The sequence below is a fragment of the Limnohabitans parvus II-B4 genome (assembly GCF_003063455.1).
Lineage (GTDB): Bacteria > Pseudomonadota > Gammaproteobacteria > Burkholderiales > Burkholderiaceae_C > Limnohabitans_A > Limnohabitans_A parvus.
Genome location: NZ_NESN01000004.1, coordinates 274,946 through 289,008, shown reverse-complemented (window position 1 = coordinate 289,008; position 14,063 = coordinate 274,946). Strand labels below are relative to the sequence as shown.

The following is a 14,063-nucleotide window of genomic DNA, read 5'->3' as shown; positions in this document are numbered from 1 at the left end:
GCTTCAGCTTCTGCAAAAACCGCCTGAGCTGAGGCAGGCGCTGCCCGGGCTCATAACTCGCTTCGCTCGCCAAATCGCCCGGTTCAGCGCCCGCCTCACCCCAGGCTAAGTGGCGACTGGTCTGTCTCGAGAAATATCCTCTGTCATACCCGCGCACGCGGGTATCCAATACAGCCAAGGCATGCGCCTTCGATCGCAGACATCGTTGGACACGACAAAAGTCAAAGCCAAGGTCGTCAAATATGGCTAAAAAAAACCATGCGCTGAAATTGAAAAAAGCGGCGAAACCCGCTTTTTTCAATTCTCCCCCGCAGGTGAGTTGGGGCCCTGTGCGGGGGCGATGTGGCAAAGCGAAGCGCCTCTGAGCCCCCGCACAGGGCCCCAACTCACCTGCCCTCCCCTCGGACCCAAGAGGCAAAAACCCACCGCAAATGCCTTAAGCCTTCACGCAATCCGCAAAGTACCGCTTCTTGCCATCGTCGTCTTTAATTTCCACCAAACCGTGGATATCGGTCTCAAAGCCAGGGCACTTTTCGTTGAACTCGCGAGCGAACTTGAGGTAGTCCACGATCTTCTTGTTGAAGACTTCGCCGGGAATCAACAGTGGAATGCCCGGTGGGTAAGGTGTGACCAGGCCCACGGTGATGCGACCTTCCAGGTGGTCGATTTCCACGCGCTCGGTCTTGCGCTGCGCAATGTGGGCATAAGCGTCTGAAGGGCGCATGGCAGGTGCCAAGTCCGACAAATACATCTCGGTGGTCAAGCGGGCAATATCGTACTTGGCGTACATCTCGTGCACGTGCTGGCACAGGTCACGCAGGCCCATGCGCTCATAGCGCGGGTGCTTCTGGCAGAACTCCGGCATGATTTTCCACATCGGCTGGTTCTTGGCGTACTCGTCCTTGAACTGCTGCAAAGCAGTCAACAGCGTGTTCCAGCGGCCCTTGGTGATGCCGATGGTGAACATGATGAAGAAGCTGTAGAGGCCAGTTTTTTCGACCACCACACCGTGCTCGGTCAAAAACTTGCTGACGATCGATGCCGGAATACCAGTCTTGTCAAACTTGCCATCCAGATCCAGGCCTGGCGTGACGATGGTCGACTTGATCGGGTCCAGCATGTTGAAGCCATCGGCCAGTTGCTGACCGAAACCATGCCATTTGCTGGTTTTCTTACGCGGATCATTGCGCAAGATCCAGTCATCAGCTCGGCCAATGCCTTCTTCGGCAAACTTCTCAGGGCCCCAAACCTTGAACCACCAGTCTTTGCCGTACTCGGCATCGATTTTTCGCATGGCGCGGCGGAAATCCAACGCTTCGGCAATGCTTTCTTCCACCAGCGCAGTACCACCGGGTGGCTCCATCATGGCGGCCGCCACATCGCAGCTGGCAATGATGCTGTACTGCGGGCTGGTCGACGTGTGCATCAGGTATGCCTCATTGAACAGCGGGCGGTCGAGCTTGGTGTTTTGTGCGTCTTGCACCAACACATGGCTGGCCTGACTGATACCTGCCAACAACTTGTGGATAGATTGCGTGGCGTACACCATCGACTCTTTCGGCCGTGCGCGCTTTTTGCCCATCGAATGATAAGGACCATAAAACGGGTGGAAAGCAGCATGCGGCAACCAGGCTTCATCAAAGTGCAGGTTTTCCACATAGCCATCCAGCATGCTCTTGATGGTTTCGGTGTTGTACAAAACGCCGTCGTAGGTGGACTGCGTGAGGGTCATCACACGCGGCTTGACCTTTTTCGGGTCCACGCCCTTGAGCAAAGGGTTGGCCTTGATCTTGGCCATGATGGCTGAAGGCTCGAACTCGCTTTTGGGGATGGGCCCAATGATGCCGAAATGGTTGCGTGTGGGCTTCATGAAAACCGGAATCGCGCCGGTCATGATGATCGCGTGCAAGATGGATTTGTGGCAATTGCGGTCCACCACCACCACGTCACCAGGCGCCACGGTGTGGTGCCAGACGATTTTGTTGGAAGTGCTGGTGCCGTTGGTCACGAAGAAACAGTGGTCGGCATTGAAGATGCGGGCGGCGTTGCGCTCGCTCTCGCCAATGGCACCGTTGTGGTCCAGCAACTGGCCCAGTTCTTCCACCGCGTTGCACACGTCGGCGCGCAGCATGTTTTCGCCATAAAACTGGTGGTACATCTGGCCCACTGGGCTCTTCAAAAAAGCCACGCCCCCCGAGTGGCCCGGGCAGTGCCACGAATATGAGCCGTCTTCGGCGTAATCGAGCAATGCTTTAAAGAATGGGGGCTGCACGCCTTCGAGATAGCTCTTGGCTTCGCGGATGATGTGACGCGCCACAAACTCGGGCGTGTCTTCAAACATGTGTATAAAGCCGTGCAGCTCGCGCAGGATGTCGTTGGGCAAATGGCGCGATGTTTTGGTCTCGCCATAAATGTAGATCGGCACGTCAGCATTTTTGCGACGCACTTCATCAATGAAGGCCCGCAGGTTGATCACCGCAGGGTCCAGATCAGGGCCTGGCGAGAACTCTTCGTCGTCGATCGACAAGATGAACGCGCTGGCACGGCTTTGCTGCTGCGCAAACTGAGACAAGTCGCCGTAACTGGTCACACCCAGAACTTCGAAACCTTCGCTGATGATTGCATCGGCCAAAGCCCGAATGCCCAGGCCCGATGTGTTTTCGGAGCGGTAGTCTTCGTCAATGATGACGATGGGAAAGCGAAATTTCATGGGCTTGTCGGGCTGTGCGCCAAAGAAGGGACAAAGGAATTCAAACAGAGGCGAAGTTTAAGGACAAAACCCCCCCGTAAAACCACTGTCATCCAGAATTCACAAAAAAACCAATGTGCGAATCAGGGCAGACAAAAGGTTCAAGAGCCTAAATGGGCCTTTTACGCTGCTACAATACGACGCTTCGGAGCGGTGGATGAGTGGTTTAAGTCGCACGCCTGGAAAGCGTGTGTGGGTTAATAGCCCACCGCGGGTTCGAATCCCGCCTGCTCCGCCAAAACAAAAAAGCCTGCACATGTGCAGGCTTTTTTTCGTCTGTGCTTTCAAACCCTGGTCGTGCCAGGGCAAGAAAAAAGCCCCCGAAACCGGGGGCTTTAAGATCAGCGGACGACTGCGAGTTGAGCGCGCTCACCACCTTTGTAGGTGTACAGAGTCAAAGCGCCGTTCTTGATGTCGCCTTTTTCGTCAAACGCGATGTTGCCAGTCACGCCTTTGTAGTTGATGGCTTTCAAAGCTGGCAGGTACTTGGCTGGATCAGCCGAGCCTGCAGTCACCATGGCTGTGGCCATGACTTTGACAGCGTCATAAACGTAAGGGGCGTACACCTGCACGTCGGCATTGAATTTGGCTTTGAAATCGGTACGGAACTTGTCCATACCGGCTTTTTGTTCGCCTTCAACACCACCAGCTTCAGCACAGAAGACCGACTCGTCTTTCATGGCGTCGCCAGCCAACTTGGCCAGCTCGGAAGTGCAGATGCCGTCACCGCCCAAGAACTTGGCGTTGATGCCCAGAGATTTCATCTGGCGCAGCATGGGGCCAGCCACAGCGTCCATGCCGCCGAAGAACACGACGTCAGGCTTCTTGGCCTTCAGAGTGGTCAGGATGGAGTTGAAGTCAGAAGCTTTGTCGGTGGTGAATTCGTGACCGACGATGGTGCCGCCAGCAGCGGTGGCGCCCTTCTTGAACTCTTCAGCCACGCCTTGGCCGTAAGCTGTACGGTCATCGATCACAGCGATGTTTTTGCCCTTGAGGGTTTCCACAGCGTATTTGCCCAAGGTGCCGCCCAAATGCACATCGTCAGCCATCACGCGGAACGCGCCGGTGTAACCCTGACGGGTGTACTTGGGGTTTGTAGCGGATGGAGAGATCTGAGGAATGCCTGCAGCGTTGTACAGCTGCGAAGCAGGAATGGTGGTACCGGAGTTCAGGTGACCAATCACGCCGTTGACTTTGGCGTCGACCAGCTTCTGAGCAGCCGCCGTGCCTTGCTTGGGATCGGCAGCATCGTCTTCAGCCAGCAATTCAAATTTGACAGCCTTGTCACCGATTTTCAGGCCAGCAGCATTGAGTTCTTCAATGGCCATGCGGGCACCGTTTTCGTTGTCTTTGCCCAAGTGAGCAATGGCACCGCTGACAGGACCCACGTGACCAATTTTGATCACTGTGGCGTCGGATGCAGCATCTTTTTTGCCACAAGCAGCCAAAACAACTGCAGCAACGGCCACAGAAACCACTGTCAAAGAACGCACACCAGAAAATTTCATAGAAACTCCGAAAATAAATTGCTTCAATTAAGCAAGCCGTAAAGATACTGCAAATCTGACCGCTTGTGGCCTAGGGAAAACCAAAATTCTCGCCAAACAACCAAGGTTATTTGGCTACTCAGTCCCACTCTGGGCGAAAACGCTTGGCCCAAGCCTGCTGCAAGCTGCGCCGCACCAATTCGGTGGTCATGCGCTCCAATTCAGGGCGCAAAGCTTGGACCAAGTCGTCGGCTAAAGCCATAAAAGAAACCCGTTCAGATTCACGCGCATCCAACGCCGCCATCAAATCGAAGGGTATTTGATGTTGCGGAACAACCGTGCTTAAAACTGGAACAACCAAAGGTGCGTGTTCAGAAAAGCGCTCTGATTCAGGCGATGTCATGGCGCAGAAACCTTGGACAAATCGTGTTGCAATAAATCGTAGCCTTGGGCGGTGTAATGCCGCCAGCGTTGGCGCGCAGTCATTCGGCCATGGTCGTCGGTGGCCACGATCTCGATCAAGCGCTCAAACTTTTCAAAACCTTGAGGCACGTCATCGCCCAGGTTCACCAGCACATCCATCCCGCTCAACTGAAGCGGATCAACATGAAAGCGAATGGGCGAGGCATCCTGCACATCTTGGGCATCTGCCGCTGTGCTGTGTGGCAAAAAATCTGTCTCAGAAAAAGTCCAAAGCGCTGCGTCCAATTGGCGCAATGCGGCCTCGGAGCCCACAACCCCCAAGCTCAAGCCACGTCCATGCGCCTTGCGCAAAAGTCGACAGGCATATTGCAAGCGCTCGGGCGCATTGAAATGAAATTCAATCCGGGTCATCTGCACCCAGTCAACGGCGGCGTGCAGCAGCGGTTTTGGCTGGCCCTTTTTGCACTTGACTCACTTGTGCCAAGAGGTAATGCATCAGCAAACCGACAGGCCGGCCTGTGGCACCTTTAGCCGCTCCGCTTCGCCAAGCCGTTCCGGCAATGTCCAAGTGGGCCCACGGATAACGCGACGCAAAGCGTTGCAAAAACTTGGCTGCGGTGACCGAGCCCGCCTGACGACCGGCCACGTTGGCCACGTCTGCGAAACGCGACTTGAGGCCTTCCGCATAGTCATCGTCCAACGGCATGCGCCAGCAGCCATCACCCGACGCATCACCCGCACTCAGGAGTGACTGTGCCAAGGCATCGTTGCTCGAAAAAAGGCCCGAGCGAACAGCGCCGAGTGCAATCACGCAGGCGCCGGTCAAGGTGGCAATGTCGATCACAGCTTGGGGCTTGAACCGCTCGGCATACGTCAGCGCATCGCAGAGCACCAAACGCCCTTCTGCATCGGTGTTCAAAATTTCAATGGTCTGGCCACTCATGCTGGTGACCACATCACCCGGCTTGACCGCCAAGCCATCGGGCATGTTCTCGGTGGCAGGAATCAAGCCCACCACGTTGATGGCGGGCTTGAGCTCACCCAAGGCCTTGAAAACCCCCAAGACACTGGCCGCGCCGCACATGTCGTATTTCATCTCGTCCATTTCGGCAGCCGGCTTGATGGAAATACCGCCGGTATCGAATGTGATCCCCTTGCCCACCAGCACCACGGGGGCTTGGGCTGCGGCTGCGCCGTTGTAACGCATCACAATGAACCGCAAAGGCTCTGCAGCACCGCGGGCAACCGCCAAAAAGGCGCCCATGCCCAATTTGGTAACCTCTTTGGGGCCCAGCACCTCGCATTTGAAAGCCGCACCTTTGGCAATGGACTTGGCGGCATCGGCCAGCATGGCCGGTGTGCAATGGTTGGCTGGGCGGTTGGCCCATTCTTTGGCCACTTCGACGCCTGCTACCAGCGCTTGCGCCTGGGCAATGGCCCCACGCAACTCGGCGTTGGCCGCATTCCCGCTGAACACGACTTGCTTGAGGGTTCGAGGCTTGGGTTTGCTCAGGGTACTGGTGTAGCTGTAACTGGCATCGGCCAAAGTCGAAACGGCCATTTGCAACAGCTGAGTGGACAGGTCCATCACAGCATGAAGCCCCATGCGCTTGATCTTGGCCGACTTGAGTGCATTCCAGGCAGCGAGCACCGCGCTTCGAACATGGGTTGGCGTGCCATCGCCCACACAAACGACCACCAGATGACGGGCTTTGATGCCCGGATGTGCGTACAAAGACAACACTGCACCCGGTTTGTGCTCAAAATCACCGTGCTGGACGGCCGCCCTCACCAAGGAGGCCACCGGATCCTGGCCCGCGACAACCGCTTTGTCTTGCGCAGGCCATAAAACAACCAAGGCATCCAGATCGTCACGAATAACACTGGAGAGAGCGCGTTTTTGGATTTCGAAGTTCATAATTCAGCTTTTCCTTCGTACCGATGTTATTCCATTCCACTTTACGCAAAGACCTTGCCCGCAATTTCGGGGCCACGCTGGTGGTTTTGGTCACCATTGTGATCACCATCATCCTGATCCGGACACTGGGCCAAGCCAGCCGCGGCAGCGTCAACCCCTCAGAGGTCTTGTTGGTCATGGGGTTCAGCGTGCTGAGCCAGCTGACCACCATCATCACCTTGAGCCTGTTCATCACCGTGGTGGCCACACTTTCGCGGATGTACAGCGACAGTGAAATGGTGATCTGGTTTTCGAGTGGACAGGGTTTGGGGCATTTTGTGCGCCCACTTTTCCGATTTGCCTGGCCCGTCCTGCTGATCGTCACCCTGCTGGCGCTTTTTGCCTGGCCCTGGAGCAACCAGCAAATTCAGGATCTGAAACAGCGCTTTGAAAAACGCAACGACATCGAACGCGTTGCACCCGGCCAATTTCAGGAGTCGGCCGGCGGACAACGCGTCTTCTTCATCGACAAAGACAGTCCGGACAACCGTTTCGGCAACCATGTCTTCATCTCCAGCATGGAGGGAGGCATGGAAAGTGTGACCACCGCCCAACAAGGACGCATTGAACTCACTGGCAATGACCGGTTCTTGATTCTGGACAAGGGGCAGCAGTGGCTGACCAACCGTGAGACCGGTGAGACCCGATTGACCCAGTTTGAACACTATGAACTGCTGGTGGACTCCGATGTGGGAATCCCCTCTTCTGCGTTCACCAGCCGCCACACCCCAAGTTGGGAACTTCTGAAAAATCCCAGCCGCGAAAATTGGGCTGAACTGTCTTGGCGCCTGGGCTTGGGTTTGGCCGGCATCAACCTGATGCTGCTCGCCTTGGCCGTATCGGCCGTCAATCCCCGGGGCGGGCGCAGCTACCACTTGGCCTTGGCCCTGTTTGTCTTTGTGGCGTACTACAACATGGTCAACGTTGGCCAAAGCTGGATCAGCACCGGGCGCGTCAACATTGCGCCCTTCATGCTGGGCCTGCATGGCGGCGTCTTTGTGGTCGCCATGCTTTGGCTCTCGGCGCGACACTTCAACTGGTCATGGCGATTTCTCAGGCCCCTGAACGCCACACAGAGCAAGGGCGCAGCATGAAAACCGTACGCAGCTTGCTGCATGGCGAAATCATTCGGGCCGTGACTTTTGTGGGCATTGGCTTTCTCGCCTTGTTCCTGTTCTTCGACCTCGTGGACGAACTGCAGAACCTGTCACGACTGGCCAGTCAAGGCTACAAACTGCAACATGCTTTGTTTTATGTGGCGCTCAAAATTCCAGCCCACGTTTATGAGCTGTTTCCCATCTCTGTGCTGATTGGCTGTATTTTCGTGATGGCCAGGCTGGCCCAAAGCTCGGAATTCACGATTTTGCGCACCGGCGGTCTGGGGCCGCTCAAAGCCTTGGGCTCCTTGATGCAATTAGGGCTGGTGTTTGTGGCGCTGACTTTTTTGATTGGCGACTACGCAGCGCCCTGGGCCGAGCGCCAAGGCGTCTTACTCAAAAGCCGATTTCAAGGCAATTTGACGGTGGGTCAAACAGGGGCCTGGCTCAAAGAACGGCAAGGCCAGCGGCATTTCGCGGTGAACGTTCGGAGTTTTGACGGCATCAGCCGCATGGAAAATATCCGGATTCATGAGTTCAATGAGGCCGGACAGTTGCTGGCCATCACCACCGCCCCTCTGGGCGAAGTGGGCACCGGTACATGGCAGCTGCAGCAAGTGGAACAAAAGTCCATTCGGGTGGAGACAAGCCAAAACGCACTGCAATACACCGCAGCCAAGCACGCCAACATGGCCTGGAGCACGGAAATCAGCGCCGACATGGTGGCCGCGGCCGTTCTCAGTCCAGACCGCATGCAAACCTGGGAACTGTTCAAATACATGCGCCATTTGGCAAGCAACCAGCAAAACGCACAGCGCTACGAAATCGAGTTCTGGCGCAAGGTTTTCTACCCCTTGAGTTGCCTGGTCATGCTGGTCATGGCCTTGCCCTTCGCCTACCTGCACTTTCGCTCGGGCCAAATTGCAGGCCATGTCTTTGGTGGGGTTCTCGCAGGCATCAGCTTTGCATTGCTCAACAACCTCTTCAGCTTTGTTGGCAATTTGCAAAACTGGCAACCTTGGCTGACCGCTGCAGCACCGGCCTTGCTGTACAGCGCGATTTCCTTGCTGGGTTTTTGGTGGATGGTCTTACGACAATGACAACGAACTTGAACACCCAGACGGGCGTGATTCTTTTTGCCCATGGCTCACGCGACCCCTTGTGGCGATTGCCCATTGATGCCGTCGCCCAGCAAATGACCCAGCGCTGGCCGGGCTTGGCCGTGGCATGTGCTTTTCTGGAGCTGACCACCCCCGACCTGGCCACCACTGTGGAGACCATGATGATGCGGGGCGTGACGCATTTGCGCATCGTGCCCATGTTTTTGGGGGTGGGTCGTCACGCACGCGAAGACCTGCCCGCGCTGGTCAACGACCTCGCCCAAGCCTACCCACAAGTGCAGTTTGAATTGCTGCCCGCCATTGGCGAACACCCGGCCATGACCCAGCTCATGGCCGACATTGCAGCCAACCAAGCCATCACTCCATAGACCAGTTAAAGCATAATGTTGAAAGTCAATATGGCATTTAACATATGAACCTGCACCAATTTCGCTTTGTCCAAGAGGCCGCCCGCCGCAACCTGAACCTGACCGAAACGGCCAAGGCCCTGCACACCTCGCAGCCCGGAGTGTCCAAAGCCATCATTGAGCTGGAAGAAGAACTGGGCATCGAAATCTTTGCGCGCCACGGCAAACGGCTCAAGCGCATCACCGAGCCAGGGCAACACGTGCTGCAAAGCATCGAAATCATCCTGCGTGAAGTGGGCAATCTGCGCAAAATCGGCGACCAATACAGCGCACAAGACAGCGGCACCTTGTCGATTGCCACCACCCACACCCAAGCGCGTTACGTGCTGCCCATGCCGGTGGCCAAATTGCGTGAAAAATACCCCAAGGTCAATATCAGCCTGCACCAAGGCGCGCCCGACCAAGTGGCCAAGATGCTGCTCGATGACACGGCAGAAATTGGCATCGCCACCGAATCACTGTCGGCCTACGAAGAACTGGTCACCCTGCCCTGCTATGAGTGGCAACACGTGCTGGTCTTGCCGCTGGACCATCCTCTGGCCCAAAAAGAGCACTTGTCACTGGAAGACATTGCCAATGAGCCGATCGTCACTTACCACCCGTCTTTCACGGGCCGGGGCCGCATTGACCAGGCGTTTGCCGCCAAAAAACTGCACCCGCGCATCGCGCTGGAAGCCATCGACTCGGATGTGATCAAAACTTATGTCCGCCTGGGTTTGGGCATTGGCATTGTGGCCGAAATGGCCGTCAAGGACGACCCGGTGAAAGACCTGGCGGTTCGCCCTCTGGGCGCACTGCTGGGCATGAACGTGGCCCGTGTAGCCTTCAAGCGCGGGGCGTACCTGCGCCACTTCGTCTACCATTTCGCCGAATTGCTCAGCGATCGCCTGACCGCCCCCTTGATCACCAAAGCCATGACCGGACACGTCAACGACTACGAACTTTGAGCCCTGAACTTTGAGCACATCACTCTGAACGCCATGAACGCACACACCCCCAGCCTCGTCTCCAAAGCGCCCAATATGGGCACCACCATTTTCACCGTCATGTCGGCATTGGCCACTGAAAAGAATGCGGTCAATCTGGGCCAGGGTTTCCCGGACTTCCCTTGCGACCCCAAGCTGCTGGAGCTGGTGAACGATGCGATGCGCGAAGGCCTCAACCAATACCCGCCTATGACCGGTGTGGCCCCGCTGCGCGAAGCCGTCTCGAAAAAAATCGAAACCCTTTATGGCCGCCACTACGATCCTGCAACCGAGATCACCGTCACGGCAGGCGCCACCCAAGCCATCCTGACCATCATCCTGGCCATCGTTCACGCGGGTGATGAAGTCATCGTGCTGGAACCTTGCTACGACAGCTATGTGCCCAACATCGAACTGGCGGGCGGCAAAGTGGTGCGCGTGCCCCTCACGCCCGGCACCTTCCGACCTGATTTCGACAAAATTCGCGCTGCGATCACGCCCAAAACACGGGCCATCCTGATCAACTCGCCACACAACCCCAGCGGCATGATCTGGTCCCAGCAAGACATGCTCACGCTGCAAGAAATTTTGGCCCCTACCGACATCGTGCTCATCAGCGACGAGGTCTACGAGCACATGGTCTACGCGCCCAACCAGCACTGGAGCGCTGCGCATTTTGACGGCCTGGCTGCCCGCGCCTTCATCGTGTCCAGTTTTGGCAAAACCTACCATGTGACCGGCTGGAAAATCGGCACCGTGGCGGCCCCGGCGGCTTACACCGCCGAATTTCGCAAAGTGCACCAGTTCAACGTGTTCACCGTGAACACCCCCATGCAGCACGGCTTGGCCCGCTACATGGCCGACCCAGCCCCTTATCTGGAACTGCCCGCGTTTTACCAGCGCAAACGCGACCTGTTTCGGCAAGGCCTGGCGCAAACCCAGTTCAAGCTGCTGCCCGGTGAAGGCACTTACTTTCAGTGCGTGGACATTTCGGCACTGAAAGTACCTGAGAAAAACCTCAGCGAAGCCGACTTCTGCAAATGGCTCACCACCGACATCGGCGTGGCGGCCATCCCGCTTTCAGCCTTTTACGGCAACGGCTTTGACCAAAAAGTCATCCGGTTTTGCTTTGCCAAAAAAGACGAAACGCTGAATCTGGCCTTGGAGCGACTGGCCAGACTGTGAACGTCAATCGTCTTCAGCGGCGCTGATCTCTGGGAACAGCACCTCTGTAAAGCCAAAACGGGCAAAGTCGCGCACCCGCATCGGGTACAGCTTGCCGATCAGGTGGTCGCATTCGTGCTGCACCACACGTGCGTGAAAGCCATCGACGGTACGGTCGATCGGCTGGCCTTTTTCATCAAAGCCGGTGTATCGGATGTGCGCCCAGCGTGGCACCACGCCGCGAAGGCCCGGGACCGACAGGCAGCCTTCCCAGTCTTCCTCTTGTGCAACGCCCAAGGCCGTGATGACGGGGTTGATGAGCACAGTGGGGGGCACCTGAGGTCGGTCCGGATAGCGCGGGTTGCGCTCAGTGCTGCCAAAAATCACCAACTGCAAGTTGACCCCGATTTGCGGTGCGGCCAGCCCTGCGCCGTTGACGGCGGCCATGGTCTCACGCATGTCGGCGATCAGGGCGTGCAAATCGGGGGTGTCAAAAGCTGGCACAGGCTCCGCCACACGCAGCAAGCGGGCATCGCCCATTTTGAGAATTTCTCGCACGCTCATGGCTTTTCCCCTGTCAACAACACCGCCAAACCCGCGTCATCCAGCACGGGCACCCCCAAAGACTGAGCTTTGTCGAGCTTGCTGCCCGCCTCGGCTCCGGCCACCACGTAGTGGGTTTTCTTACTGACCGAACCGGCCACTTTGGCACCCAGTGCTTCGAGCTTTTCCTTGGCTTCGTCGCGGCCCATGCTTTGCAAGGTGCCCGTCAAGACAACCGTGATGCCCGCCAAGGGCATTTCAGTTGGCGCCAAGGCGTCGCCTTCGGGCCACGTCACGCCAGCATCGCGCAGTGCTTGCACCACTTCGCGGTTGTGCGGCTGGTCAAAAAAGGTGCGGATGCTGTGCGCCACCACCGGCCCCACATCGGCCACTTGCAGCAAGGCATCTTCGCTGGCGGCCATGATGGCATCGAGCTGGCCGAAGTGGCGGGCCAGCTCTTTGGCGGTGGCCTCGCCCACATGGCGGATGCCCAGGCTGAACAAAAAACGGCCCAGCGTGGTGGTTTTGGATTTTTCCAGCGCTTCGAGCAGGTTGACGGCCGACTTTTCAGCCATGCGGTCCATGTTGGCCAGAGAATCAAGCGGCAGGTGGTACAGATCGGCCAGGGTGTTGACCTGACCCGAATCGACCAACTGGTCCACCAGTTTGTCACCCAGACCGTCCACGTCCATGGCGCGGCGGTGGGCAAAGTGCCAGATGGCTTGCTTGCGCTGGGCGCTGCAAAAAATCCCCCCCGTGCAGCGGTGGTCGGCTTCGCCCTCTTCTCGCTCGGCAAGACTCCCACACACGGGGCAGTGCGTCATCATGGTGAAAACAGGCGCATCGGCCGGACGGCGGTCCAGCACCACCGACACCACCTCAGGAATCACATCGCCCGCACGGCGCACGATCACCGTGTCGCCCACCCGCACGTCCTTGCGGCGGGCTTCAAGCTCGTTGTGCAGCGTGGCGTTGGTCACGGTGACGCCACCCACAAACACCGGGGCCAGTTTGGCCACGGGTGTGAGCTTGCCGGTGCGCCCCACCTGCACGTCAATGGCCAGCACGGTGGTCATTTCTTCTTGTGCCGGGTATTTGTGGGCCACGGCCCAGCGTGGCTCACGGGTCACAAAGCCCAGGCGGTCTTGCAGCGCCAGGTCGTTGACTTTGTAAACCACGCCGTCGATGTCGTAGGGCAAGGCGTCGCGCTCAGCCGCCATGCGCTGGTGAAACGCCACCAGACCGGCAGCACCTTGCACGCAGGCGGTTTGTTCGGCCACCGGAAAGCCCCAGGCCTTAAGCTGCTGGAGCATGTCAAAGTGGGTGCGCCACTGCGGGCCGCCTTCACTGCCGGGCGTGATGTCGCCAAGCCCATAGGCAAAAAAGCTCAAGGGGCGCTCGGCGGCAATGCCCGAATCGAGCTGGCGCACGGCACCGGCTGCGGCATTTCGCGGGTTGACGAAGGTTTTTTCGCCCTTCATACCGGCCGCGATGCGTTCGCGCTGGCGTTCATTCAAGCGTTCAAAGTCGTCCCGGCGCATGTAGACCTCGCCGCGGACTTCGAGCACGGCGAGGGCGTCGGTCGGCAAGCGCAGCGGGATTTGCCCGATGGTGCGGATGTTGGTGGTGACCTCTTCCCCGGTTTCGCCATCGCCCCGGGTGGCGGCTTGCACCAGCATGCCGTTTTCGTAGCGCAGGCTCATGGCCAAACCGTCAAATTTCAACTCACCCACGTAGACCACGGCCGGGTCGGCTTCACTCAGGGCCAGCTCCTTGCGGATGCGGGCATCAAACGCCTCGGCCCCGCTGGCTTCGGTGTCGGTTTCGGTGCGGATGCTGAGCATGGGCACGCGGTGTTGCACAGGGGCAAAAGCATCGAGGACCTTGCCACCCACACGCTGGGTGGGCGAATCGGGTGTCAACAGCTCGGGGTGGGCCGCCTCCAACGCTTGCAATTCACGGAACAACCTGTCGTATTCGGCATCCGGGATTTCGGGCGCATCCAGGGTGTAGTAAGCATGCGCGTGCTGGTGCAGCTGGGCTCGCAGCTGGGCTGCTTGGTCGGCAGGTGCCCGCAAAGGTGAAACGGCAGCGGCTTGGCTAGGCGGGTCTGATGGCAGTTCACCAAACAAGTCCGGATGGGACATGGT

12 protein-coding genes and 1 tRNA gene are annotated in these 14,063 nt (G+C 57.8%); 6 read left to right on the top strand and 7 right to left on the bottom strand.

Annotation, left to right across the window (positions count from 1 at the left end; genetic code table 11):
• Positions 1-436: 436 nt before the first annotated feature.
• Positions 437-2,710 carry an arginine/lysine/ornithine decarboxylase gene (locus tag B9Z37_RS11960; protein ID WP_108313242.1) on the bottom strand — a complete coding sequence of 758 codons (2,274 nt, stop codon included), beginning with the start codon at positions 2,708-2,710 and terminating at the stop codon, positions 437-439.
• 186 nt (positions 2,711-2,896) lie between these two features.
• Here B9Z37_RS11960 and B9Z37_RS11955 point away from each other — a divergent pair.
• A tRNA-Ser gene (locus B9Z37_RS11955) sits at positions 2,897-2,987 on the top strand.
• 103 nt (positions 2,988-3,090) lie between these two features.
• On the opposite strand, the gene B9Z37_RS11950 is transcribed toward B9Z37_RS11955, so the two are convergent.
• From B9Z37_RS11950 to B9Z37_RS11940, 4 genes are all read right to left on the bottom strand, one after another.
• Positions 3,091-4,257, bottom strand: a complete 1,167-nt coding sequence (locus B9Z37_RS11950) for a branched-chain amino acid ABC transporter substrate-binding protein (protein WP_108313241.1) — start codon at positions 4,255-4,257, stop codon at positions 3,091-3,093.
• 118 nt (positions 4,258-4,375) lie between these two features.
• A complete protein-coding gene (locus B9Z37_RS14710; RefSeq protein WP_276308865.1) occupies positions 4,376-4,498 on the bottom strand; it encodes a hypothetical protein in 123 nt (40 codons plus the stop codon).
• Between the two features lie 137 nt (positions 4,499-4,635).
• On the bottom strand, positions 4,636-5,070 hold the full coding sequence (locus B9Z37_RS11945; RefSeq protein ID WP_108313240.1) for a DNA polymerase III subunit chi: 435 nt from the start codon (positions 5,068-5,070) through the stop codon (positions 4,636-4,638).
• 10 nt (positions 5,071-5,080) lie between these two features.
• Positions 5,081-6,577, bottom strand: a complete 1,497-nt coding sequence (locus B9Z37_RS11940; protein WP_108313239.1) for a leucyl aminopeptidase — start codon at positions 6,575-6,577, stop codon at positions 5,081-5,083.
• A gap of 23 nt (positions 6,578-6,600) precedes the next feature.
• Between B9Z37_RS11940 and lptF the strand changes: the two genes are divergently transcribed.
• From lptF to B9Z37_RS11915, 5 genes are read left to right on the top strand one after another with little or no spacing between them, the layout of a single operon-like run.
• The gene (gene lptF / locus B9Z37_RS11935; protein WP_108313238.1) at positions 6,601-7,710 is read left to right on the top strand and encodes an LPS export ABC transporter permease LptF; all 1,110 of its coding nucleotides are present in this window, start codon (positions 6,601-6,603) and stop codon (positions 7,708-7,710) included.
• Positions 7,707-8,813 (top strand): LPS export ABC transporter permease LptG, encoded by a 1,107-nt coding sequence (gene lptG / locus B9Z37_RS11930; RefSeq protein ID WP_108313237.1) that lies wholly within the window; start codon positions 7,707-7,709, stop codon positions 8,811-8,813. Before lptF ends, lptG begins: the two co-directional genes overlap by 4 nt.
• Complete coding sequence (locus B9Z37_RS11925) at positions 8,810-9,202, top strand: sirohydrochlorin chelatase (RefSeq protein ID WP_108313236.1); 393 nt, start codon at positions 8,810-8,812, stop codon at positions 9,200-9,202. Before lptG ends, B9Z37_RS11925 begins: the two co-directional genes overlap by 4 nt.
• A gap of 44 nt (positions 9,203-9,246) precedes the next feature.
• Positions 9,247-10,188 carry a CysB family HTH-type transcriptional regulator gene (locus B9Z37_RS11920; protein ID WP_108313235.1) on the top strand — a complete coding sequence of 314 codons (942 nt, stop codon included), beginning with the start codon at positions 9,247-9,249 and terminating at the stop codon, positions 10,186-10,188.
• Between the two features lie 33 nt (positions 10,189-10,221).
• Positions 10,222-11,391: a pyridoxal phosphate-dependent aminotransferase gene (locus B9Z37_RS11915; protein ID WP_108313234.1), complete on the top strand. Its 1,170-nt coding sequence runs from the start codon at positions 10,222-10,224 to the stop codon at positions 11,389-11,391.
• A gap of 3 nt (positions 11,392-11,394) precedes the next feature.
• Here B9Z37_RS11915 and def read toward each other — a convergent pair whose 3' ends face one another.
• Entirely contained in the window at positions 11,395-11,934 is a 540-nt protein-coding gene (gene def / locus B9Z37_RS11910) for a peptide deformylase (protein ID WP_108313233.1), read from the bottom strand.
• Positions 11,931-14,060, bottom strand: a complete 2,130-nt coding sequence (ligA, locus tag B9Z37_RS11905; RefSeq protein ID WP_240606703.1) for an NAD-dependent DNA ligase LigA — start codon at positions 14,058-14,060, stop codon at positions 11,931-11,933. The genes def and ligA overlap by 4 nt, the downstream gene beginning before the upstream one ends.
• Positions 14,061-14,063 lie beyond the last annotated feature (3 nt).

What these genes read in the sequence shown, in the direction of transcription:
- B9Z37_RS11960 (WP_108313242.1), bottom strand. Translation starts at nt 2,710, where the DNA reads ATGAAATTTCGCTTTCCCATCGTCATCATTGACGAAGACTACCGCTCC.
- B9Z37_RS11950 (WP_108313241.1), bottom strand. Translation starts at nt 4,257, where the DNA reads ATGAAATTTTCTGGTGTGCGTTCTTTGACAGTGGTTTCTGTGGCCGTT.
- B9Z37_RS14710 (WP_276308865.1), bottom strand. Translation starts at nt 4,498, where the DNA reads ATGGCTTTAGCCGACGACTTGGTCCAAGCTTTGCGCCCTGAATTGGAG.
- B9Z37_RS11945 (WP_108313240.1), bottom strand. Translation starts at nt 5,070, where the DNA reads ATGACCCGGATTGAATTTCATTTCAATGCGCCCGAGCGCTTGCAATAT.
- B9Z37_RS11940 (WP_108313239.1), bottom strand. Translation starts at nt 6,577, where the DNA reads ATGAACTTCGAAATCCAAAAACGCGCTCTCTCCAGTGTTATTCGTGAC.
- lptF (WP_108313238.1), top strand. Translation starts at nt 6,601, where the DNA reads ATGTTATTCCATTCCACTTTACGCAAAGACCTTGCCCGCAATTTCGGG.
- lptG (WP_108313237.1), top strand. Translation starts at nt 7,707, where the DNA reads ATGAAAACCGTACGCAGCTTGCTGCATGGCGAAATCATTCGGGCCGTG.
- B9Z37_RS11925 (WP_108313236.1), top strand. Translation starts at nt 8,810, where the DNA reads ATGACAACGAACTTGAACACCCAGACGGGCGTGATTCTTTTTGCCCAT.
- B9Z37_RS11920 (WP_108313235.1), top strand. Translation starts at nt 9,247, where the DNA reads ATGAACCTGCACCAATTTCGCTTTGTCCAAGAGGCCGCCCGCCGCAAC.
- B9Z37_RS11915 (WP_108313234.1), top strand. Translation starts at nt 10,222, where the DNA reads ATGAACGCACACACCCCCAGCCTCGTCTCCAAAGCGCCCAATATGGGC.
- def (WP_108313233.1), bottom strand. Translation starts at nt 11,934, where the DNA reads ATGAGCGTGCGAGAAATTCTCAAAATGGGCGATGCCCGCTTGCTGCGT.
- ligA (WP_240606703.1), bottom strand. Translation starts at nt 14,060, where the DNA reads ATGTCCCATCCGGACTTGTTTGGTGAACTGCCATCAGACCCGCCTAGC.